Source organism: uncultured Methanofollis sp. (assembly GCF_937919355.1).
GTDB lineage: Archaea > Halobacteriota > Methanomicrobia > Methanomicrobiales > Methanofollaceae > Methanofollis.
Map to the genome: position 1 here is coordinate 1 of NZ_CALFSA010000056.1, position 19,714 is coordinate 19,714.

Consider the following 19,714-nt stretch of genomic DNA (forward strand, 5'->3'; position numbering starts at 1 on the left):
CGGAGATCCTCCTCTCCCTCCCGTATCCGGCGGTATGAGGAGGGATTTTACGCTCGCACAACCTATTCTATGAATTCACACTGTGATCCCCGATGCTCTGGCAGTACTCACCTCTTGTTCTCCCTCTTCTCATCCCGGCCATCATGACAGGTGTCCTTGCAGCGATTGCATGGTACAACCGGAGGGTTGCCGGAGGACCGGCACTCACGCTCTTCCTCCTGGGTGCGACGACCTGGAGCGCCGCCTATGCGCTGTCCCTCGCCGTCGCCGACCTCCCCTCAAGCCTCCTCTGTACCTATGTCGAGTATGCGGGCATCATGGCGGCCTCTCTCGGTTTTGTCTTCTTCGTCCTCTCCTATACCGGCCGGGAGAGTCTCCTCACCCGTACATGGCGGTGCGCCCTCCTGCTCTTCCCGGCTTTTGTCTCCGCCGCCCTCCTCACCAACGACTTCCACCACCTGTACTATACCGGCTTTACACCGGTGGTCGCTGCCGGTGCCATCATATGGGCCTTCTCCCACGGTCCGCTCTTCTGGGTGGCATGGGCCGGTTTCACTGCGATGAACCTTTTCGGGATTGCCCTGCTGGTCAACCATTTCATCTCGTCTCCCCGCGTGTACCGCCCACAGATCGGGCTCCTCCTGATCGCGTCGACCATTCCCCTGGTGGCCAACATCCTCTATGTCTTCAGCATGGGGCCTGTACGGTTGCTGGACCTGACGCCGCTGAGTTTCCTTGTCACCGGCCTGACCCTGGAGATGGCGACGGTCAGGTACGGTCTCTTCTCTGTCATGCCTGCGGCGCGGTCCCTCCTCCCCGGGGTCATGACAGACGGTGTGGTCGTGGTCAACGAGGGCGGCGTCATCGTCGACATCAACCCGGCAGCGGCAGGTATTGCCGGGGTGACCGAGGATGACGCGATAGGCCGCCCCCTCGATCAGGTCCTGCCGGTGCTTGCACCTGTCATTGCAGGATGTCGGGATGAGAAAGGGGTCGAGGAGACCGAGGTGGAGATGACGGTCGCAGGATTGCCCAGGACCTTTGCTGTGCGGTGCCAGCACGCCGGTGCCTCCTCCTCTGGCCTGCACGGGTGCCTCTTCGTCCTCCACGACGTCACCGAACTGCGGAGTGAACAGGCCGCACTCAGGAAGGCGAACGAGAGATTGAACCTGCTTGAAGGGATCACCCGCCACGACACCCTCAACCTCCTTGCAGGCGTCATCGGTTACCTCGACATCGCCCTGGAGTCGGACGACCCCCGGGAGGTCAGGGGATATATCAGAAAGAGCCTCGATGCCGCCGGCACGATCCGCCAGCAGATGGAGTTTACCCGCGAGTATCAGGCGGTAGGGCTGAACACCCCGCAGTGGTTCGACCTGAGGGGCGTGGCAGAGAGAGCACTGGGGGCGGCAGTGCGGGGCAGGGTGCGCACCGAGGTCGCCGTCGGCGGTGTGGAGGTCTATGCCGACCCCCTCCTTGAACGGGCCCTTTACAACCTTGTCGACAATGCCCTGGAGCATGGCGGGGGGGTGACGGTCATGAAGATATCCTGCCGTCCCGAGTGCAAGTGGGAGGGCGATGGCTTCACCATTGTCGTGGAGGACAACGGCGTCGGTGTCCCCGATGAGAAGAAGGAGACGATATTCCTCAAGGGTGTCGGGAGACACACCGGCCTTGGCCTCTTTCTCGTCCGGGAGATCCTGGGGATCACTGGCATGACGATCCGGGAGATAGGGACACCCGGTGCCGGGGCCAGGTTCGAGATCTCTGTCCCGCCGGGACGTTTCAGGCTCAGCAGGTGTTAGTCATCGCGCCCGGCGCAACGGCCGCAGCGGCAGAGGTCGCGGCTGATCCGGAGCACGAGGAGGTCTTCGTCCTCCACCCTCTCCTCCGCGGCGAGGAGCACGATATAGCCGAGGTCGGTGAAGAGTTTCCGCACCTCGTCGGGGCCTGTCAGGGAGGAGACGAGGAGGAGGACGCGGCCAAAGGGCGCAAGCACCCGCCCGACGTCGGCGGCAAAGCGTTCGATCGTCGCTCTGCCCGTCGGCCCGCCGTCAAGTGCGTATTCCAGCCAGTCGTCGATCCTCTCCTCCGGTTGTGTCGGGAGGTACGGCGGGTTGAAGAGGACGAGGTCGAAGGGGCCGCGGACTCCTGCCATCAGGTCGGTCCGCACCGTCTCGACGCCCCTCCCCCGCCCCGCACCAACGGCGTGGGGGTTGATGTCTGTGGCGGCGACACTCGCCGCCCGGCCGAGGAGGGCCGCCGAGACCGCCCCGCTCCCGCACCCGACTTCGAGGACGCGGTCGTCTGGCCGCACCTCCGCAAGGGCGGCGTCGCGGAGGAGGAAGGTGTCCTCCGCGGGTTCGTAGACCTGGTCGTGCTGGTACTCCATTCCTGCCTATCTGGTTGGGCCTTCTCCACCTTATCCCTGTGGAGGAAGGACCTCTTCTGTATCATTGCCCGGCAAATATTTCTCCTAATCCGGGTATTTTCATCATGCAGATGGCGCGCCGGCGCTCTGCAGCGCTGTTTCTATTCTAAACGAGATTATTTTCAAGATCATATATTTTTCATCCCCCAATGGCGCGATGAAACTCTGTTGCGCATCTGAATGTTAAATGGTTGTATCAATATCTTTAATAGGCGTCTCAGTCACCCCTCCATTGTATGAGGTCGAAGATGCTGATTGTGACGGCGCTGCTCTGCGCCTTCCTGCTGGTACCGGGAGGTGCTGCGGCAGACCTTGCTGATGACAGGGACTATCGTGTGACTGCGGGATATGACGAATTTGTCAATGCACTTGAGTCCGTCTCCCCGCAGGCCCAGATCCACACCATCGGCCAGAACGGAATCGAATGGTTCTCCGTGAATGTACCCGAGGGTACGACAAAGCTCTCGGTAAAACTGGACTGGGGAGACACGTCCGATGTCCTTGCTCTGACAGTCTATGACCCGATTTCTGCTGTCGGGACATACTATGACAGCGACGACGGCATAACAGATGGGTGCACCTGTTTTTCCCTCTCCCAGTCCTTTGGAATTCTGCCCGGTGAATGGCACCTGCGGGTCGTCGGGGAGGATGTCGAAGGGACCGAGGACTACACGATGCAGCACAAACTTTCATGAGCAGTAGGTGCCTAGAGCGTGTGCCCTGTTTGAGGGCAACTCTCATCTCCTTTTTTCTACTGCTTGTTCTCGTTTGCCCGGTATCAGCAGACCGCTATCTTTTCGATCCGGCATATGACCCCGGTGAAGGTCCGGAGTGGGATGATACCGACATGAAATCTGTCACCAGACTCCCGGTGGCCCATGCCCTCTCCCATTTCCTTCTCCTTATCTGTTTTGTCCCTCTTCTGGTGGCGCCCTCCACCCTCCTATCTGTACTTATCTCTTTTGCAGTCCTCGGCACCAGGTCCCGGCAGAGCAAGAGCGTGCTCAGCAACCCGGTCAGGTCCGAGATCATCGCGTGCATCCGTGCGAACCCGGGCATCCCCTTCTCCGAGATCGTGAGGGAGATCGGGAGCAACACCGGGACAGTCCAGTATCACCTCTGGGTGTTGAGGAAAGAAGGCTATCTTATCGCCTCGCGGGTGGACGGGCAGAGCGGGTACTTCCTCCCCGGCCAGGGGTATAGTATGATAGAGCAGCAGGTGATGATCTGTCTCCGGAACAGGACCGGGCGGAAGATCCTCTGTCTCCTCATCCAGCGCCCGGGTATCAACCAGAGTCGGATTGCAGAAATACTCGGCCTCTCGCGGTCAGCCGTTGCCTGGCATATGAAAAGGATGGTTTCCGTCGTCTCGTCATGGCAGGACGGGCGGTCGATGTGCTATGCCCTCGAACCCGGGGCTGCTGCCGTGCTCAGGGAGGAGCATGCCGCCTCTTCAGGTGGTCTTCCTGCGTTTGACCACGGGTCAGAGGACGACCACAGCACTGCCTGAGTGCCGCAGAGATCGCGGCTGGCCCTCTCCCCCTCCCGAACCGAATGTCTTAATGGCGTGCCGCGCCACCACCGGGAAGAGGAGGCGCCTGGACGGAGGGACGTGGCATGGAGACAGAGATCATCCTGATGTTCCTTGTTCTCGGGATCGCGTTCGTGCTCTTCGTCACCGAACTCATCCGGGTCGACCTTGTCGCCCTCCTCGTCCTCCTCCTGCTCTTCTGGTTCGGCCTTGTCACCCCTCAGGAGGCGATCGCGGGGTTTGCCAGCAACGCCGTGATCGCCATCATCTCGGTGATGATCCTGGGGGGCGGGATCGAACGCACAGGCATCATGAGCCACCTCAGTCGGTCCATCGTCGGCATTGCCGGGAATGGAGAGAGACGGCTTCGCACACTCTTCTCCGTTTCCGTCGGCCTCGTCTCCGCATTCATACCGGCCATCGGGTCGGTCGCCCTCTTCCAGCCCGCCCTGATGCGGGCCGCAAAAATGACCGCGGTCCCTCCCTCCCGCCTTGTCATGCCGATGGGTTTTGCGGCGCTCTGCGGCGGCACCCTCACCATGATCGGGTCAGGGGCCCTGATCCTCCTGAACGACCTCATGGTCGCCAGCGGTGCGGAGGCGTTCGGGTTCTTCACGGCGACGCCGGCGGGCCTCATCCTCCTCTCCATGGAAGTCATCTACTTCCTCCTGCTGGGGGCATATGTCCTCCCTCCCGGCTGCGCCGGGGCCAACCGACAAGACCTCGTGGACACCTGGCACCTGCCCGCGGAGATGCACCACTACCTCATCCCGGCCTCCAGTCCTCTCGCCGGCAGGGAGCGGGAAGAGGTGCGCCTGAAAACCGACTACTCCCTCCACCTCCTCGCCGTCACCGAAGAGGATGAGGTCTCCTACGCGCCGTGGCGGCACGCCACCCTGCGTGCCGGGCAGTACGTCACCCTCCTCGGGAGAGAGGAAGACGCAGAGCGCTTCGCGGCCGACTGCTCGCTCCTGCCCGTCCCCGACCGGGAGCGCCTCTCCGCGAGGGTGGGAGGGGCGTATGCCGGGTTCGCGGAATTCATGGTCAGGCCGCACGCCCCGGTCGTCGGCCGGACCTTCAGGGCGATCGCGTTCAGAAAGACCTACGGCGTCGAACCCCTCATGCTCTCCTCACGGGGCGTCGAGATGCGCATGGACTTCTCCGACACCCCTCTCACCGCCGGCGACACCGTCGTGGTCTTCGGGCCATGGAACAACATCCACGCCCTTGCCGCCGACCCGAACTTCGTGCTCTCTACACGAGTCGAGGAACCCGCGATGCGCCGGGAGAAGGCGCCCATCGCCCTCCTCTGTTTTGCCGGGGGGATAGCCCTCACCCTCACCGGCATCCCGATCTCCATGGGCCTCCTCACCGGGGCGCTCGTCATGGTCCTTGCCGGCGTGCTCACCATCGACGAGGCCTACCGCACCATCGACTGGAAGACGGTCTTCCTGCTCGCGGGCCTCATCCCCCTCGGGACCGCGATGATCACCACCGGGACGGCGGCACTGATCGCCGGCACCGTGGTCCCGCTCGTCGGGGACGCCCACCCCCTCCTGCTCTTCATCGGCGTCGGCGCACTCGCGACCCTCTTCTCCCTGCTGATGTCCAATCTCGGCGCCGTCGTCATCCTGGTCCCGATCGCCTTCCTCGTCGGCGCCGAGACCGGGACCGACCCCCGCGGCCTCGCCCTCCTTGTGGGACTCTGCGCCTCCAACTCGTTCCTCCTGCCGACGCACCAGGTGAACGCCTTTCTCATGTCCTCGGGCGACTACCACACGGTTGATTATCTCCGGGCAGGCGGGGTATTGACTGTCCTCTTCCTCCTCATCGTCTCGGGATGGATTTATATTGTGTTTGGATAATCATCCGCGCCAGAGATGGATGGAGTGGACGGAGAATGGTGATTCAGCAGTTCTTCATACCGGGCATTGCGCACAGTTCCTATCTTGTCGGTACGGCCGGCACCTGCGCCGTCATCGACCCGGCGCGTGACATCGACCGTTACCTCGACGCCGCCGCAGACCTCGGATTCACGATCACGCATGTCCTTGAGACGCACCTGCACGCCGATTTCGTCTCCGGCCACATGGACCTGGCGGAGAAGACCGGCGCCCGGATCTATGCGCCGGAATCGGGTTCATGCGCCTTCCCGCACGAACCGGTCGCCGACGGGACGCGGTTCTCGGTCGGGGATATCAGGTTCGACGTCCTCGATACGCCGGGGCACACCCCGGACGGCGTCACCTACGTGGCCACCGACCTCTCCCGCGGCGACGAACCCGTCGCTGTCTTCCCCGGCGACACGCTCTTTGTCGGGGACGTGGGAAGACCCGACCTCTTCCCCGGACAGGCGCGGGACCTTGCGGCGCACCTCTATGAAAGCCTGCACGATAAGATCCTCGCCCTCCCCGACCACTGCATGGTCTTTCCCGCGCACGGCGCCGGGTCGCTCTGCGGCCGGGCGATGGGTTCGATGCGGTCGACCACCATCGGCTACGAGCGCCGGTATAACGCGGCATTGACGATCGCCGACAGGGAGGAGTTCGTCCGCTCGCTTACCACGGGCATGCCCCCGGCCCCCGACCACTTCAGCCGGTGCAGCGAGATCAACCGCCGCGGCCCGCCCCTCGTCCGCACCCTCCCGGCGATCAGGCCGATGAAACCGGCCGAGTTCAGGGATCGGGCCGGGAAAGGCGATGCGGTCGTCCTCTCCGTCAACGACTACGCCGCGTTCGGGGGTCAGCATGTACCCGGCAGTTATCACATCGACCTTGCCGGGAACTTCTCCACCTTTGCCGGATGGGTGCTCCCGCCGGAGAGGGAGGTCCTGATCGTCGCCGGGAGTTGGGCAGAGGCGGAGGCGGCGGTGGTCATGCTCCGCCGCGTGGGACTGGACCGTGCCGTCGGCTACCTCGACGGCGGCGTCCATGCCTGGGTGACGGCCGGGTATCCAGCCGCTCATGTCCCTCAACTCTCGCCTGCGGAGACGCATGCGATGATCACGGGAGGAAGGGCAGTGCTGGTGGACGTGCGGGCGCCGGAGGAGTACGAGGAGGACCATGTCGAGGGTGCGGTCAATATCATGGTGACCGACCTGCGGGAGCGCTCAGCGGGCCTCGACCCTGCCCGGCCCCTCGTCGTCATGTGCAGGACGGGCCACCGTTCGAGCCTCGGGTGCAGCATCCTCAGGCAGAAAGGTTTTGTTGAGGTCTACAACGCCGCCGGCGGGACCACCGGCTACCGTGCGGCAGGATATGCCTGAGGTGGCGGCAATGGACTGGACACCTTATATCGCAGGCGCCGGGATCGGCGTGCTCAGCTGGCTTGCATTCCTCCTCTCCGACCGCCCCCTCGGGTGCTCGACGGCCTATGCCCGGGCGAGCGGCATGATCGAGCGTGCCGTCCGGGGGAAGGCGGTGCTGGACAGGGCCTACTACAAACAGTTCGCCCCGCAGGTCGACTGGGAGGTGATGCTGGTGCTCGGCATCGTGCTCGGCGCCTTCGCGACGGCCTTCCTGACCGGGGAATTTGCCCTGGTCTGGGTCCCTCCGACTTTTGAAGCGGCATTCGGGCCGTCTGTCCCCCTGAGGATCGCCGTCGCCCTCGCCGGCGGCGTCCTGATGGGGATAGGTGCGCGCTGGGCCGGCGGGTGTACGAGCGGGCACGGGATCTCCGGCACTCTCCAGATGGCCCTCTCGAGCTGGGTGGCGGTCGTCGTCTTCTTTACAAGCGGCATCCTCTCCGCCTTCCTCCTCTACGGGGTGTGGCCATGAAGGACGCCCTGAAGCGCCTGCGCCGGAATGCGCCGGTGCAACTCTCCCTCGGACTGGCGATGGGGGTTGCCTTCGGCGCCTGCCTCCAGGTCGCCGGCGTCACGCGCTATGATGTGATCATCGGCCAGCTCCTGCTCACCGATTTCACGGTGGTGAAGGTGATGCTCACTGCGGTGGCCGTCGGCACGCTCGGCGTCCACCTGATGCGGGCGGCGGGCCTTGCCGACCTTCACATCAAGCCGGGTTCGGTCGGCGCAACAGTCGTCGGCGGGGCGATCTTCGGTGCGGGGTTTGCGGTCCTCGGCTACTGTCCGGGGACGGTGGCCGGCGCCGTCGGGTCGGGCGCCCTCGACGCCCTCGTCGGCGGGGTGACCGGCATCCTCATCGGGGCCGGCATCTTCTCGGTCCTCTACCCCCGCCTTGAGGCGTCGGTGCTCGGGCTGGGGAAGTTCCCGACCGCCACCATCCCCGAGGTCCTGCATGTCAACCCCCGGGTGGTGGTGGTGCCGCTCGTCCTCCTGATCGCGGCCGTCCTCTACGCTCTTGAATACCTGGGGCTCTGATCAGGATGACGCACAGAGAGACGTTCGAGACCCCTGCCCCGCCCCCGCCGTTGCTGGACTTCGCGCATATCACCGTCATGAAAGAGGACAGAAAAGTCCTCGACTCCCTCTCCCTCACCGTCGGTGCCAGCGAGCACCTCGCCATCCTCGGACCGAACGGGTCGGGGAAGTCGTCCCTGATCAAGACGATAACGCGGGAGTACTACCCGCTGACGCACCCGGACCGCAGGTTTTCGGTCCTCGGTGAGGAGGTGTGGCAGGTGGGCGCCCTCCGCTCCCTCCTCGGCATCGTCTCCGCGGACCTGCAGTTCACCTTCACCCGCGAGATCACCGGGCGTGACGTCGTCCTCTCCGGTTTCTTCTCCAGTGTCGGCCTCTTCAGGCACGAGGTCACCCCGGCGATGGACGAGAGGGCCGACGAGGTCATCGGCTTTCTGGAGGTCGAGCACCTCGCCGACCGCCCCATGACGCGGATGTCCACCGGCGAGGCGAGGCGCTTTCTCATCGGCCGCGCTCTCGTCCACGACCCCGCCGCCCTCATCCTGGACGAACCCACCGCCGGACTCGACCTCCACGCCCTCCACCACCTCCGCTCGGTGCTGCGGAAGGTCGCACGCTCAGGCACCGGCGTGGTCATGGTCACCCACAACCTCCACGACATCATCCCCGAGATCTCGCGGGTGGTACTGATGAAAGACGGGCGTATCTATGGCGACGGCCCGAAGGAAGAGGTCCTGACCGATGAGGTGATCGGCGGCCTCTTCGACGTCCCGGTGCATATCAGGGAAGAGGGAGGGTGGTATTATGCGAGCGGGTATTAGGGAGGACGCCGGGGAGGACTGCTGATCGGTGTGCCTCCCGCACGCTCGCGCCGGGGGACCGTTCAGACAGTGGTTCTGTCCTCTCCATCTCGGTCTAGATTGGCTTGATGAGAGTCGCATCCTCGTGCACACCTGGAGAGTCGTTCTCTGGGATCATTATCATGGTAACTCATGGGGCGGGATTGGCATACTCCTTCTGGACTTCGGTCCTGTCTTCCCTGCCCCTATCCTGTTTCAGGGGTCCGGGGGCAACGAGAAAGCCGAAGGCTTTCGAGGCAGTCCCCCGGTGTCGAGTGTGGGGAAGACAGGGGGATCCGCACCGCTCTTCATGGGATCAGGGGGTGGCACAGGCAGACCAAAACAGGATTTCTTTGGTTCTCACTCAGGGAAGTATTTTCATGCAATCGTAATGGCAGGGGGATGGTGGGGAAGGAGCAACAGCGCCCTTAAGAAAAACATACTTCTTCGAGTGGCAGTCCCCTGGAGAAGAGAGCGCTGATCAACTGCCTTCCCCATAGAGATCGCCGGGGGACTGACGCCCCCGGACCCCTGCTCAGGATTGGACCGGGGAAGACGAAGCAGACCTTCTGAAGGAGGGCAGATTGCCATCTCTCCAATCCTATACCCGGGACGCAAAGGTTCCCGCAACTAGACCCGAAAAAAGAAAATCCCCTCTCCCCTCAGATCAACCGGACGATCCCGCGCCGCGGCTGCATCGCCTCGCCGAAGCGGACCATCTTGTCCAGGTTCTCCTGCACCTCGTCGCGGTCATAGCCCTGCTGGACCAGTGTCTCGACGACCTCCTCCATCTTTGCGGTGCCGTCGTCGCCGCCGAGCGTCTTGATCGTCTCCCTGATGGTGCGGATGATGTCCCTCTTCTTCTTCGTGATCCCGGTCGTCCATTTGTCGATGTCCAGGGTGCCGGTCTCGGCGTCGTAGGCGACCTGCCGGAGACAGGCGTCCACGATCGTGATCACCCTCTCCGCGTCATCGGGCTCGACTGTCTTTGAGAGGCGCATCCGTGCGCTCGCCTCGCCGAGGCGGATCAACGCCTCGAGTTGCCGGGCCGTCACCGGCACCGGCTTGTTATCGTCGGCGAGGTCGCGGAGCCTGAGGTAGTATTTGATGAGCATCTCCTTCGCGCCGTCGGTGATGAGGGGCGTCACGTGCCTCTTTGCGTAGGCGATATATTTCCGGAGGAGTTCGGGTACGATCGGCGGTTCCACCACCGTGCTCTCGCTCTCCAGCAGGTCGGCGTGCTCCTCCGGGAGGGGCCCCTCCTGTTTCTGCATGATCAGTTCCCCGACCCTGTGTGCCGAGATAATGTGCTTTGCGATCGCCGTGTCCCGCGTGTGGTCGGGTTTGTCCGTCATGATGAAGATGAGATCGAAACGGGAGAGGAGCGAAGGCGGCATGTTGATCTGCTCGGCGATAGGGACGAAGGCGTCGAACCGTCCGAGTTTCGGGTTTGCGGCGCCGAGGAGTGCGCAGCGGGAGCGGAGCGTCGCCGTGATCCCGGCCTTTGCGACCGAAATACTCTGCTGCTCCATCGCCTCGTGGAGGGCCGACCTGTCCTCCTTCTGCATCTTGTCCATCTCGTCCACCGCGGCGATCCCCATGTCCGCGAGGACGAGAGCGCCCGCCTCCAGGGTCCAGCTCCCGTCGCCGAAGTCGTCCTTCACCGCCGTCGCCGTCAGGCCTGCGGAAGTCGAGGACTTGCCCGACGTGTACACGCCCCGCGGCGAGATCTGCACGACGTACCTGAGCATCTGAGACTTCGCAATACCGGGGTCGCCGACCAGGAGGACGTGGATGTCGCCCCGGAGACGGGAACCGTCAGGCAGGTCCTTCGCAACTCCCCCGAAGAGTTGGAAGGCGATCGCCTCCTTCACCTCGGTGTTCCCGTAGATCGAGGGGGCGATCGAACCGGTGATCTTCCCGTACAGGTCAGGGTCGTGCGAGAGTTCAAGGATCTCGTCCTCGTCCTCGTCGGAGATGTTCACCTCCTCGAACTCCCTCTCCGGCGCCTCGATCGAGGAGCACTCCAGGTAGATATCGAAGAGAGTGGACTTCGTCCCGTAGTTCACACGCTGTTTCGAGCGGAGGATGCCGTTGAGGACCACCCTGTCGCCGGGTGCGATCGCGCCCGTGAGGTCGTCGGCCACCTCGACGTCGAGGGTCTGGGGACGCTCGCCGCCCCGCAGACCTTCGGGCGACTCCTGGATACGCACCTTCTGCGAGTCCACGTACCGCGACTTTGCCTGGAGGAGTTTCAGTTTGCGCCTGTTGCACTCGGGGTTCGGGCACTCCTCCGGTTCCTCGAAGTTCCCGTAGCCCTGCCGCACTGTCGTCGTGGAACTGCACCCCGGACACTGGAAGACCGCCTCGACGATCCGCGGCCGCACCTCCGTCGTCTTCCTGATGATCCCCTTCACCGAGACGAAACGGTTGATGTGAGAGGCCCTGATGTCCCTGATGCCGGTGACACGCTCAATGTGGTGGAAGCGGACATTGACCCGCCCTGCCTTCTCCTCGCCGATGGCGGTGATCTGGCGGAGTGCGTCCCTTATGTCGCCGATCGCCTTGCCCGGACGCTCGATCACCTCGTCCGCAAGGCGCAGGCCGGATTTACCTGAAGCCTGCAGTGTCCGGTAGTCGATGTACAGGGAGCGCTTGAAGGGGAACTCCCTCTCGATCTCGGCGAGTTCTCGCCGGCAGTACCGGGAGAGGAAGTTTACCCACTCCCCCACCACATCGGTGACCTCGTCTCCCATCTCTAATACTCCCGTACGAAGAGTTTGATGATCCCGGCCCGGAGTTCGACGATCTCGCCCTCGTTCTTGAGCATCTTGATCGTCGCATCGACCTTCTCCTTTGCAAAGCCCTGCCTGATCATCTCCTCGACCACCTGCTCGACATTTGCGGAACCGTCGTCGCCGCCGATGTCCCTGATGACCTCCTTCACTGTCCTGATGATGTCCCGCTGCTTCTTCGAGATCCCGGTCGTCCACTTGTCGATATCGAAAGTGCCCGACTCGGCGTCATAGGCGACCTGACGGAGACAGGTGTCCACGATCTTGATCACCCGCTGTGCATCTTCCATGTCCACCGTCGGCGAGAGACGGATCCGTGCACTCGCCTCGCCGAGGCGGACGAGGGCTTCAAGTTGCCGTGCGGTCACCGGCACCGGTTTGTTGTTGTCCGCCAGGTTCCGCAGCTGGAGGTAGTAGTCCCGCAGGGCGTCCCGCGCCTCGGGGACGATCGTCGGGAAGCAGGTCCGCTTGGCGTACGCGATGTACTTGCGGAAGAGGAGGGGCTCGATGTCCGGTGTCACCGGCTTGAGTTGTTGCTGGATATAGGCGTCGTCCACGCCTTCAACCGGCATCCGCCTCTTCTTCTCGATCAGTTCGCCGACGGCGTGGGACTTGAGGATGTGCTCCGCGATCGCCATGTCGCGGGCCGAGTCGGGCTTGTCCGTCATGATGAAGATGAGGTCGAAACGGGAGAGGAGGGAGGGCGGCATGTTGATCTGCTCGCCGATGGGTGAATACTCGTCGAAACGACCCATCTTTGGGTTTGCGGCGCCGAGGAGTGCGCAGCGGGAACGGAGCGTAGCGGTGATGCCCGCTTTCGCAATCGACACGGTTTGCTGCTCCATCGCTTCGTGGAGGGCCGACCTGTCCTCCTTGTCCATCTTGTCCAGTTCATCGACAGCCGCCATGCCCATATCTGCAAGGACGAGGGCGCCGGCTTCCAGCGTCCAGCGGCCGTCGCCGAACTCGTCCTTCACCGCCGTCGCCGTGAGGCCCGCAGAGGTCGAGGACTTGCCCGAGGTGTAGATGCCGCGGGGGGAGAGTTGCACGATATACCTGAGGAGCTGGGACTTTGCGATACCCGGGTCGCCGACCAGGAGGACATGGATGTCGCCGCGGAGGCGGGAACCGTCGGGCATCTCCTTCGGGATACCGCCGAAGAGCTGGAGGGCGACAGCCTCCTTCACGTCCGTGTTCCCGTAGATCGTCGGGGCGATGGAGCGTGCGATCTTCGAGTAGATCTTCGGGTCCTTCGAAAGTTCATGGATCGCCTCCTCGTCTTCCTCGGTGATATTCACCTCCTCGAACTCCTTCTCGGCCACCTCGATCGCGTTGCACTCCAGGTAGATGTCGAAGAGGGTGGACTTCGTGCCTGCGTTGATCCGCTGGAAAGACCTGAGGATGCCGGTGATCACCACCCTGTCGCCGGGTGCGGAACCACCTGTCAGGTCGTCGGTCACGTCCACGTCTATGGTCTGCGGCTGTTCGCCACCGCGGAGGCCCTCCGGGGACTCCTGGATACGCAATTTCTGGGCGTCCACGAACTCGGATTTCTCGGGCACGAGTTCGAGGGGCGTCTTCTTCTGGCAATTGGCGCAGACCCTGAAGGGGTCCTGGAACCTGCCGTAGGTCTGGGAGTACGGCGGGGTGAACTGGCCGCACTCCAGGCATTTGAAGACCGCGGAGACGATCCTCGGCCTGACCTCGGTCGTCTTCCTGAGTATCCCCTCCACGGCGACGAAGGTGTTGATCTGGTTTGCCCTGATGTCCCTGATCTTCGTCTTTCTGGTGAGGTTCGTGAACCTGACATGAACGATGCGTCTGTCCTTCTCCTCGATGATGCCGAGGCGGACGAGGGCGTCCTTGACGTCGTTCATCACCTTTTCAGGGCGCTCGATGAGTTCGTCGGCGAGGGCGAGGCCGCGCCTGCCGAATGCTTCGAGGTTCCTGTAATCGATGTAAAAGGAGCGTTTGTGGGGGAACTCCTTCGAGAGTTCGACCCGCTCTTTCCGGTTATACTGCCGCTTGAGGAATGTCTCCCAGTCGCTGACGACGTCGGTCACTTCAGTTTTCTGGCGGGGTGACATCGGTATCATATATGGGGGGCCTCCTCCATCAAGGTGGCTGTCCGGGTTTGAATGACGTTTTATCCGTTCTTCTGTACGGCAAGAACAAAGAGGGCGATCAGTGCCTCCATCTGGATGGAGGCGTCTGCTCCTTCGGAGATCCTGAAGTCGGCCTCGCCGAGGTGGTCGATGAAGGCGACCTTGAGGGGGGTTGCCATGTCAGAACGGACGACTTCCCTGAAGCACTGGTTGATCAGTTCGTTCGGGGCTATTCCCCGGTCGCGCATGAGGCGGTGGAGCGCCCCTTCGGCGGCGGGGAAGTCGCCCTGTATCGAGAGGTCGAGGAGTCCCCTGATCTCGTCGGGCCGTGCCGTCGAAGTCGTCTCATAGATCATGCCGGCGCCGATATCGTGCGAGATGATCGCCGCACCCTGCAGGGCGTTGAGAGCCTTTCTCATGTCGCCTTCGGCGATATAGACGATCGCCTGTACTGCGTCGTCGCTGAGGGTCAGGCCCTCGGTCACGGCGACTCTCCGCACCTGCTCAGCGACTGCCGCCTCGTCGAGGGGCCTGAAACGGTAGATGGCGCACCGGCTCTGGATGGGGTCGATGATCTTCGATGAGTAGTTGCAGGAGAGTATGAACCGGCAGGTCTGGGCGTAGTTTTCCATGGTCCGCCTGAGTGCGGCCTGGGCGTCGGTCGTGAGGGCGTCGGCCTCGTCCAGGAAGAGGATCTTGAAGGTTGCGCCGCCGAGCGGGGAGGTCCGGGCGAAACCCTTGATCTGGTTCCTGACCACGTCGATCCCGCGCTCGTCCGAGGCGTTCATCTCCCTGAAGTTCATCTGCCAGGTCTCGCCGAAGAATTCTTTGGCAAGGGCTACGGCGGCGGTGGTCTTGCCGACGCCGGCAGGACCTGTGAAGAGGAGATGGGGGAGAGTGCCGCTCTTCACGTATGACCGGAGACGCTCGACGATCTCCGGGTGTCCTACCATGTCCGCAAGTTTTTGCGGCCGGTATTTCTCGATCCAGATGGTGTTGTTGCCCTCCATCACAGAGTGATTGTTTCTCCAGACATGAATATGCTGTCATCCTGATCTTTATGTGACCGGGGGGTACAACTTTACGGTATGAATGCGCCGAATGGTCGGGTTGCCAGTCTTGCGGCGGCAGTCAGACTGTTTGCCGGGGAGATGGTGCGGACGACGGTCTTTGACGGCGAGACCTTCCTTTCACCGACCGGTGCGCGCGGGCGGCGTGTCTTCTTCACGGGCGCCCTGACAGCGGTCAGGGCCGCCGGAGGCCGGGTCACCGCCCGCGTCGCCGACCCGACAGGCACGGTCACGGTCTCCACCGGGTGGCGCGGCGAGGCGGCCGATTCCTTACGTTCTATCGAGCCCCCGGCATTTGTCGCGGTGAGCGGGACCCTCGCTGTCTCCGGTGGCGAGGCCGTCGTGGTGCCCGAGGCGGTGGTGCGGGTGGAAAAACCGGTGCGGGACCTCTGGGTGCTGCGGACGGCCGACCTCACCCTCGGGCGGATCGAGGCGCTCGCCGCTGCCGACGGCGACGCCGGGGAGATCGCCGGTATGGCCGGGATGGTCAGGACGGCACTTTCAAGCGTGCCCGAGGGACCGGCCGGCGGTGCGGCGGCCCTTGACGCCCGCTCTCTTCTCATATCCCTCCTTGAAGAGTGTCCAGGTCGCCGGACTGCCGAGGAGGACCTCTTTGCCCGCGCCGGGGAGAGGGGCGTCGGGAGGGCGGCGGCCGAAGCGGCCCTCGGCGCACTGCTCGAAGAGGGAGAGTGCTATACTCCCTCGGCCGGGCAGGTGAGGCTGATCTGATGCACCCGGAGTTCCTCCCCGGGGTCCCGGCCCTCCTGATGGAGAATACGATGCGTGTGCTCGTCGTCGCCGACCTCCACTTCGGGATCGAGTCCGGCCTTGCCCGTGCAGGGGTGCACGTGCAGAGCAGGAGCAGGGAGAGGGCGGCGCGGGTCGCCGACGCCATCAGGGAGACAGACCCCGACCTCCTCCTCCTCCTCGGCGACGTGAAGCACATGGTGCCCATAACAAGCAGGCAGGAGTACGACGAACTCCCGGCCCTCCTCGACTCCTTCAGGGCTCTGACGGAGGTGAAGGTGATGCCCGGCAATCATGACGGCGGGATCGCACGTTTCCTCAAGGACGGTGAACTCCTCCCTGCAACAGGAATCCGTATCGACGGGGTCGGCTACCTCCACGGCCATACGAATCCCGACCCCGACCTTGCCGGGGGCCTCCTCGTCATCGGCCACCTCCACCCGGTCGTCTCTCTCTCTGACGAGGTGGGGTGTTCCCTGCGGGCAGAACCCGCCTACCTGTACTCGCCTCTCACTGGCGAGGGCCGGGGAGACGGGACCCGCCTCCTCGCCGTCCCGGCTGCCTGCGAGTTTTCCGGGGGTGTGGACGTGCTCGAACTGAGAGAGAGCGGGCTTGGTCCGCTCGTGCGGTGTATCGACGAAGACGATGCCGAGGTGTGGCTGCGTGACGGGACCTACATCGGGACCCTTGCAGAGATCAGGGAACAGCGCGGCGCGTGACCTCCTCGACCCGCGGGTGCGGGCGCTCATCGACGAGCGGGGTTTCGAGGAACTTTCCGAGGCGCAGGAACTGGCGATCCCGCACCTCCTCGCCGGCGACCATCTGGTCCTCATCGCCCCCACCGGCACCGGCAAGACGGAGAGTGCTATGTTCCCGGTCTTCAACGCCCTGCTCAAAGAGGGCGGACCCGGCATCAGGGCGCTGTACATCACGCCCCTGCGCGCCCTCAACCGCGACATCCTGGAGCGCCTCCAGTGGTGGTGCAAGAGGCTCGGCCTCACCGTCGGGGTGCGGCACGGCGACACGCCCCAGAATGTCCGCCGCCAGCAGGCCCTCTCGCCGCCCGACCTCCTGATCACGACCCCGGAGACGGTGCAGGCCCTCTTCATGGGCAGGAGGCTGCGGCAGCACCTCACACATGTCGGCCACGTTATCGTCGACGAGATCCACGAACTTGCCGGGAGCAAGCGCGGCGCTCAACTCGCCGTCGCCCTCGAAAGGATACAGGAGTACGCCGGGGAGTTCCAGAGGATCGGTCTCTCGGCGACGGTCGGCAACCCGGAGGATATCGGCCGCTACCTCTGCGGCGCCCGCCCCTTCACCCTCGTCGAGGTGCCGGTCGCAAAGCAACTCGACCTCTCGGTCCGCTTCTGCGGCGGCGATTTTCCGAAACAGGCGGCCTGTGTGAGCGAGATGATCGACGCCGAAACTTCTTCTCTCGTCTTCGTGAACACCCGCGTCACCGCCGAGGCGCTCGGCCACGCCCTGTTGGAGAGGGGCGATGTCGAGGTCCACCATGGTTCCCTCTCGAAGGAGGTGCGGGTCGACGCCGAGGACAGGTTCAGGGCAGGCGCGGTGCGGAGCCTCATCTGCACCTCTTCGATGGAACTCGGCATCGATATCGGGCACATCGCCCATGTGGTCCAGTTCGGCAGCCCCCGCGAGGTGGCCCGTCTCGTCCAGAGGGTCGGGAGGGCCGGTCACCAGTTGTACGCCGTCTCGCGGGGGACGGTGCTTGCGACCGGTTTCGACGACCTCCTCGAGTCTCTCGTGATCATGCGTCGGGCGCGGGAGGGGGAGGTCGAGGAGGTCGCACCCTACCTCAATGCCGCCGACGTCTGCGCCAATGCCGTTGCCGCCCTTGCAGTGGAGTACGGCGAGGTCGCGGTGGAGAAAGTCCGCACCATCTTTGAACGCTCCGGGTGTTTCGAAGACGTCGGCACGCTCCTCGACGCCGTCTGCACACAACTTGAAGGATACCGGCTGATCAGGCTGGACGGGGAGGGGAAGGCCCGCCGGATCATCACCACTTCCCGTGCCCGGCGGTACCTCTCCGCGAACCTCTCGATGATCCATGACGAGAGGAAGGTGCCGGTCTACGACATGGTCGCCAGGCGGACGGTCGGGACACTGGACGAGTCCTTTGTCGTCGGTTTCGTCCACACGGGTGCGGTCTTCATTACGCAGGGGCAGTTGTGGCGGGTGCTCGACTTCGAGGACGGCCGCCTTACCGTCGAACCGGCGCGGGAAGCGAAAGGCGAACTTCCCTCATGGGAGGGTGAGCAGATCCCTGTCCCCTATGCCGTGGCAGACGAGGTCGGTCGCCTGCGCCGGACGCGCGACCTCGCCGCCTACACCGACGACGGGGAGGCGCTCGCCTTCGCCGCCGCCTATTTCCGGGAGATGGACCGGAACAGGACGCCGGTGCCGACCGACCGCCTGATCACCCTGGAGAACTCGGACGAGGGCGTCGTCTGCAACATCTGCGCCGGCCACCGTGCGAACGAGGCGATTGCGCGGGTGCTCTCCGTCCTGATCTCGGCACGCTACGGCACGACGGTCGGCATCGAGAGCGGGGCTTACAGGGCGATGCTCAGGCTCCCGAAGGCCGTCCGGGCGGCCGAGGTGCGGGAGTTCCTCGTCACCACCGACCCGGCGCATATTGGCGGCATCCTCCGCCTCGCCCTCCGTCGGACCGCACTCTTCAAGTGGAAACTCGTGCAGGTCGCAAAGAAGTTCGGGGCGATCGACGCCGACGCCGACTACGAGAAGATCAGTCTCCATCGCCTCCTTGAGTCCTTCGAGGGGACGGTCGTTGCCGACGAAGCGTACAACGAACTCTTCCGGTCTATCATGGACGTGGAAGGGGCGCAGAAGGTCTTCGCCGCGGTGCAGGCCGGCGAGGTTGACCTCCACATCGGCCCCCTCTCCGTCCTCGGCGCCGACGGCCTCTCATCGTCTCGCGACATGGTCCCGCCGCCGACCGCGGACCAGGCGGTGATCTCAACCCTGAAACGCCGCCTTGCCGGTGACCGGGTGGTCCTCTTCTGCATGCACTGCAGGAAGTGGACGAGCCGGACCCACGTTGAACGGGTGCCCGACCGCCCGCAGTGCCCCCTCTGTTCTGCACGCCTCATCGCCGCCCTCAAGCCCTGGGAGGAGGAGCAGATCGGGCAGATCAAGAAGAAGAAAAAGAGTGCCGAAGACCGGTCGGTCGAGGCGCGGGCCCTGCGGAACGCCAATCTTGTGCTCAGTTACGGGAAACCAGCGGTGATCGCCCTTGCCGCGCGGGGCGTTGGCCCGGAGACCGCTGCACGGGTCCTTGGAAAGAGCAGGGACGAGGACGGGATGTACAGGGAGATCCTGAAGGCGGAGAGGAACTATGTCCTGACCCGCCGGTTCTGGTGAGGTGGCGTGGGTGAGGTCCTCGCACTCTCCGACAGATGTGTCATTCTGATCGTGGAGTGAGGGGGTCCGTTGTTACACCAGACCGGGGAGCGCCGATCCACTGCCTTCTCCTCACTCTCCGCTGGGGGACTACGCCCTCGTCCTCGAAAGCATCCGATTCATGGCACATCGAAGATGTGCCTGAACAGGAAAATCTTCGATTTTCGGCTCTGTAAAAATCCTGTTTTGGAGTGCATCTGCCGGGGGGCTGCCTTGAAGACTCCGTCTTCTCGACTCCCTCTGGTCGTCACTCGAAAACTTCACGGTCAACGGCAAATCTTCGATTTTCCTGTATTTCTCATGCTCGCTATCGCTCGCACCCTGCCATTAGGATAGGGGGTGGAGGGCAGCCCCCTCTTCAAAATGCAGGGATTACTCATTTAAAGTCCAATCCAGATCGGAAGAGCGTC

General features: G+C 63.7%; 15 protein-coding genes. 11 read left to right on the plus strand and 4 right to left on the minus strand.

Features of this window, described 5'->3' with window-relative positions; translation table 11 throughout:
* Positions 1-92 precede the first annotated feature (92 nt).
* A complete protein-coding gene (locus Q0520_RS02680) occupies positions 93-1,805 on the plus strand; it encodes a histidine kinase N-terminal 7TM domain-containing protein (protein ID WP_298666254.1) in 1,713 nt (570 codons plus the stop codon).
* On the opposite strand, the gene Q0520_RS02685 is transcribed toward Q0520_RS02680, so the two are convergent.
* Positions 1,802-2,392: a HemK2/MTQ2 family protein methyltransferase gene (locus Q0520_RS02685; protein ID WP_298666257.1), complete on the minus strand. Its 591-nt coding sequence runs from the start codon at positions 2,390-2,392 to the stop codon at positions 1,802-1,804. The two genes, Q0520_RS02680 and Q0520_RS02685, sit on opposite strands and share 4 nt — an antisense overlap.
* Positions 2,393-2,679: 287 nt before the next feature.
* Here Q0520_RS02685 and Q0520_RS02690 point away from each other — a divergent pair, with 287 nt between their 5' ends.
* The 7 genes from Q0520_RS02690 (at position 2,680) to Q0520_RS02720 (ending at position 9,122) form a co-directional block, all read left to right on the plus strand.
* Positions 2,680-3,126 carry a hypothetical protein gene (locus tag Q0520_RS02690; RefSeq protein WP_298666259.1) on the plus strand — a complete coding sequence of 149 codons (447 nt, stop codon included), beginning with the start codon at positions 2,680-2,682 and terminating at the stop codon, positions 3,124-3,126.
* Positions 3,127-3,278: 152 nt separating this feature from the next.
* Positions 3,279-3,941, plus strand: coding sequence for a winged helix-turn-helix transcriptional regulator (locus Q0520_RS02695; protein WP_298666260.1), 663 nt, complete (start codon positions 3,279-3,281; stop codon positions 3,939-3,941).
* Between the two features lie 107 nt (positions 3,942-4,048).
* Positions 4,049-5,827, plus strand: a complete 1,779-nt coding sequence (locus Q0520_RS02700) for an SLC13 family permease (RefSeq protein WP_298666262.1) — start codon at positions 4,049-4,051, stop codon at positions 5,825-5,827.
* 35 nt (positions 5,828-5,862) lie between these two features.
* Positions 5,863-7,227, plus strand: coding sequence for an MBL fold metallo-hydrolase (locus tag Q0520_RS02705; protein ID WP_298666265.1), 1,365 nt, complete (start codon positions 5,863-5,865; stop codon positions 7,225-7,227).
* Positions 7,228-7,237: 10 nt separating this feature from the next.
* A complete protein-coding gene (locus Q0520_RS02710; protein ID WP_298666266.1) occupies positions 7,238-7,738 on the plus strand; it encodes a YeeE/YedE thiosulfate transporter family protein in 501 nt (166 codons plus the stop codon).
* Positions 7,735-8,301 (plus strand): YeeE/YedE thiosulfate transporter family protein, encoded by a 567-nt coding sequence (locus Q0520_RS02715; RefSeq protein ID WP_298666284.1) that lies wholly within the window; start codon positions 7,735-7,737, stop codon positions 8,299-8,301. Before Q0520_RS02710 ends, Q0520_RS02715 begins: the two co-directional genes overlap by 4 nt.
* A gap of 5 nt (positions 8,302-8,306) precedes the next feature.
* Positions 8,307-9,122, plus strand: a complete 816-nt coding sequence (locus Q0520_RS02720) for an ABC transporter ATP-binding protein (protein WP_298666268.1) — start codon at positions 8,307-8,309, stop codon at positions 9,120-9,122.
* Between the two features lie 680 nt (positions 9,123-9,802).
* Here the strand turns inward: Q0520_RS02720 and Q0520_RS02725 are convergent.
* Genes Q0520_RS02725 through Q0520_RS02735 form a run of 3 tightly spaced genes read right to left on the minus strand, consistent with a single transcriptional unit; the run spans position 9,803 to position 15,050 of the window.
* A complete protein-coding gene (locus tag Q0520_RS02725) occupies positions 9,803-11,896 on the minus strand; it encodes a minichromosome maintenance protein MCM (protein ID WP_298666270.1) in 2,094 nt (697 codons plus the stop codon).
* A 2-nt stretch (positions 11,897-11,898) separates the two neighbouring features.
* Positions 11,899-14,022: a minichromosome maintenance protein MCM gene (locus tag Q0520_RS02730; protein WP_298666287.1), complete on the minus strand. Its 2,124-nt coding sequence runs from the start codon at positions 14,020-14,022 to the stop codon at positions 11,899-11,901.
* 59 nt (positions 14,023-14,081) lie between these two features.
* The gene (locus Q0520_RS02735) at positions 14,082-15,050 is read right to left on the minus strand and encodes a replication factor C small subunit (RefSeq protein WP_298666273.1); all 969 of its coding nucleotides are present in this window, start codon (positions 15,048-15,050) and stop codon (positions 14,082-14,084) included.
* A 78-nt stretch (positions 15,051-15,128) separates the two neighbouring features.
* Here Q0520_RS02735 and Q0520_RS02740 point away from each other — a divergent pair, with 78 nt between their 5' ends.
* Genes Q0520_RS02740 through Q0520_RS02750 form a run of 3 tightly spaced genes read left to right on the plus strand, consistent with a single transcriptional unit; the run spans position 15,129 to position 19,265 of the window.
* Positions 15,129-15,839: a hypothetical protein gene (locus Q0520_RS02740; protein ID WP_298666276.1), complete on the plus strand. Its 711-nt coding sequence runs from the start codon at positions 15,129-15,131 to the stop codon at positions 15,837-15,839.
* Positions 15,839-16,576, plus strand: coding sequence for a metallophosphoesterase (locus tag Q0520_RS02745; protein ID WP_298666279.1), 738 nt, complete (start codon positions 15,839-15,841; stop codon positions 16,574-16,576). The genes Q0520_RS02740 and Q0520_RS02745 overlap by 1 nt, the downstream gene beginning before the upstream one ends.
* On the plus strand, positions 16,503-19,265 hold the full coding sequence (locus Q0520_RS02750) for a DEAD/DEAH box helicase (protein WP_298666282.1): 2,763 nt from the start codon (positions 16,503-16,505) through the stop codon (positions 19,263-19,265). Before Q0520_RS02745 ends, Q0520_RS02750 begins: the two co-directional genes overlap by 74 nt.
* Positions 19,266-19,714 lie beyond the last annotated feature (449 nt).

Bases quoted from the DNA above. Each gene is read 5' to 3' on its own strand.
- Q0520_RS02740 (WP_298666276.1), top strand. From the start codon at position 15,129: ATGAATGCGCCGAATGGTCGGGTTGCCAGTCTTGCGGCGGCAGTCAGA.
- Q0520_RS02685 (WP_298666257.1), bottom strand. From the start codon at position 2,392: ATGGAGTACCAGCACGACCAGGTCTACGAACCCGCGGAGGACACCTTC.
- Q0520_RS02750 (WP_298666282.1), top strand. From the start codon at position 16,503: ATGCCGAGGTGTGGCTGCGTGACGGGACCTACATCGGGACCCTTGCAG.
- Q0520_RS02695 (WP_298666260.1), top strand. From the start codon at position 3,279: ATGAAATCTGTCACCAGACTCCCGGTGGCCCATGCCCTCTCCCATTTC.
- Q0520_RS02700 (WP_298666262.1), top strand. From the start codon at position 4,049: ATGGAGACAGAGATCATCCTGATGTTCCTTGTTCTCGGGATCGCGTTC.
- Q0520_RS02715 (WP_298666284.1), top strand. From the start codon at position 7,735: ATGAAGGACGCCCTGAAGCGCCTGCGCCGGAATGCGCCGGTGCAACTC.
- Q0520_RS02690 (WP_298666259.1), top strand. From the start codon at position 2,680: ATGCTGATTGTGACGGCGCTGCTCTGCGCCTTCCTGCTGGTACCGGGA.
- Q0520_RS02710 (WP_298666266.1), top strand. From the start codon at position 7,238: ATGGACTGGACACCTTATATCGCAGGCGCCGGGATCGGCGTGCTCAGC.
- Q0520_RS02735 (WP_298666273.1), bottom strand. From the start codon at position 15,050: ATGGAGGGCAACAACACCATCTGGATCGAGAAATACCGGCCGCAAAAA.
- Q0520_RS02745 (WP_298666279.1), top strand. From the start codon at position 15,839: ATGCACCCGGAGTTCCTCCCCGGGGTCCCGGCCCTCCTGATGGAGAAT.
- Q0520_RS02705 (WP_298666265.1), top strand. From the start codon at position 5,863: ATGGTGATTCAGCAGTTCTTCATACCGGGCATTGCGCACAGTTCCTAT.
- Q0520_RS02725 (WP_298666270.1), bottom strand. From the start codon at position 11,896: ATGGGAGACGAGGTCACCGATGTGGTGGGGGAGTGGGTAAACTTCCTC.
- Q0520_RS02680 (WP_298666254.1), top strand. From the start codon at position 93: ATGCTCTGGCAGTACTCACCTCTTGTTCTCCCTCTTCTCATCCCGGCC.
- Q0520_RS02730 (WP_298666287.1), bottom strand. From the start codon at position 14,022: ATGTCACCCCGCCAGAAAACTGAAGTGACCGACGTCGTCAGCGACTGG.
- Q0520_RS02720 (WP_298666268.1), top strand. From the start codon at position 8,307: ATGACGCACAGAGAGACGTTCGAGACCCCTGCCCCGCCCCCGCCGTTG.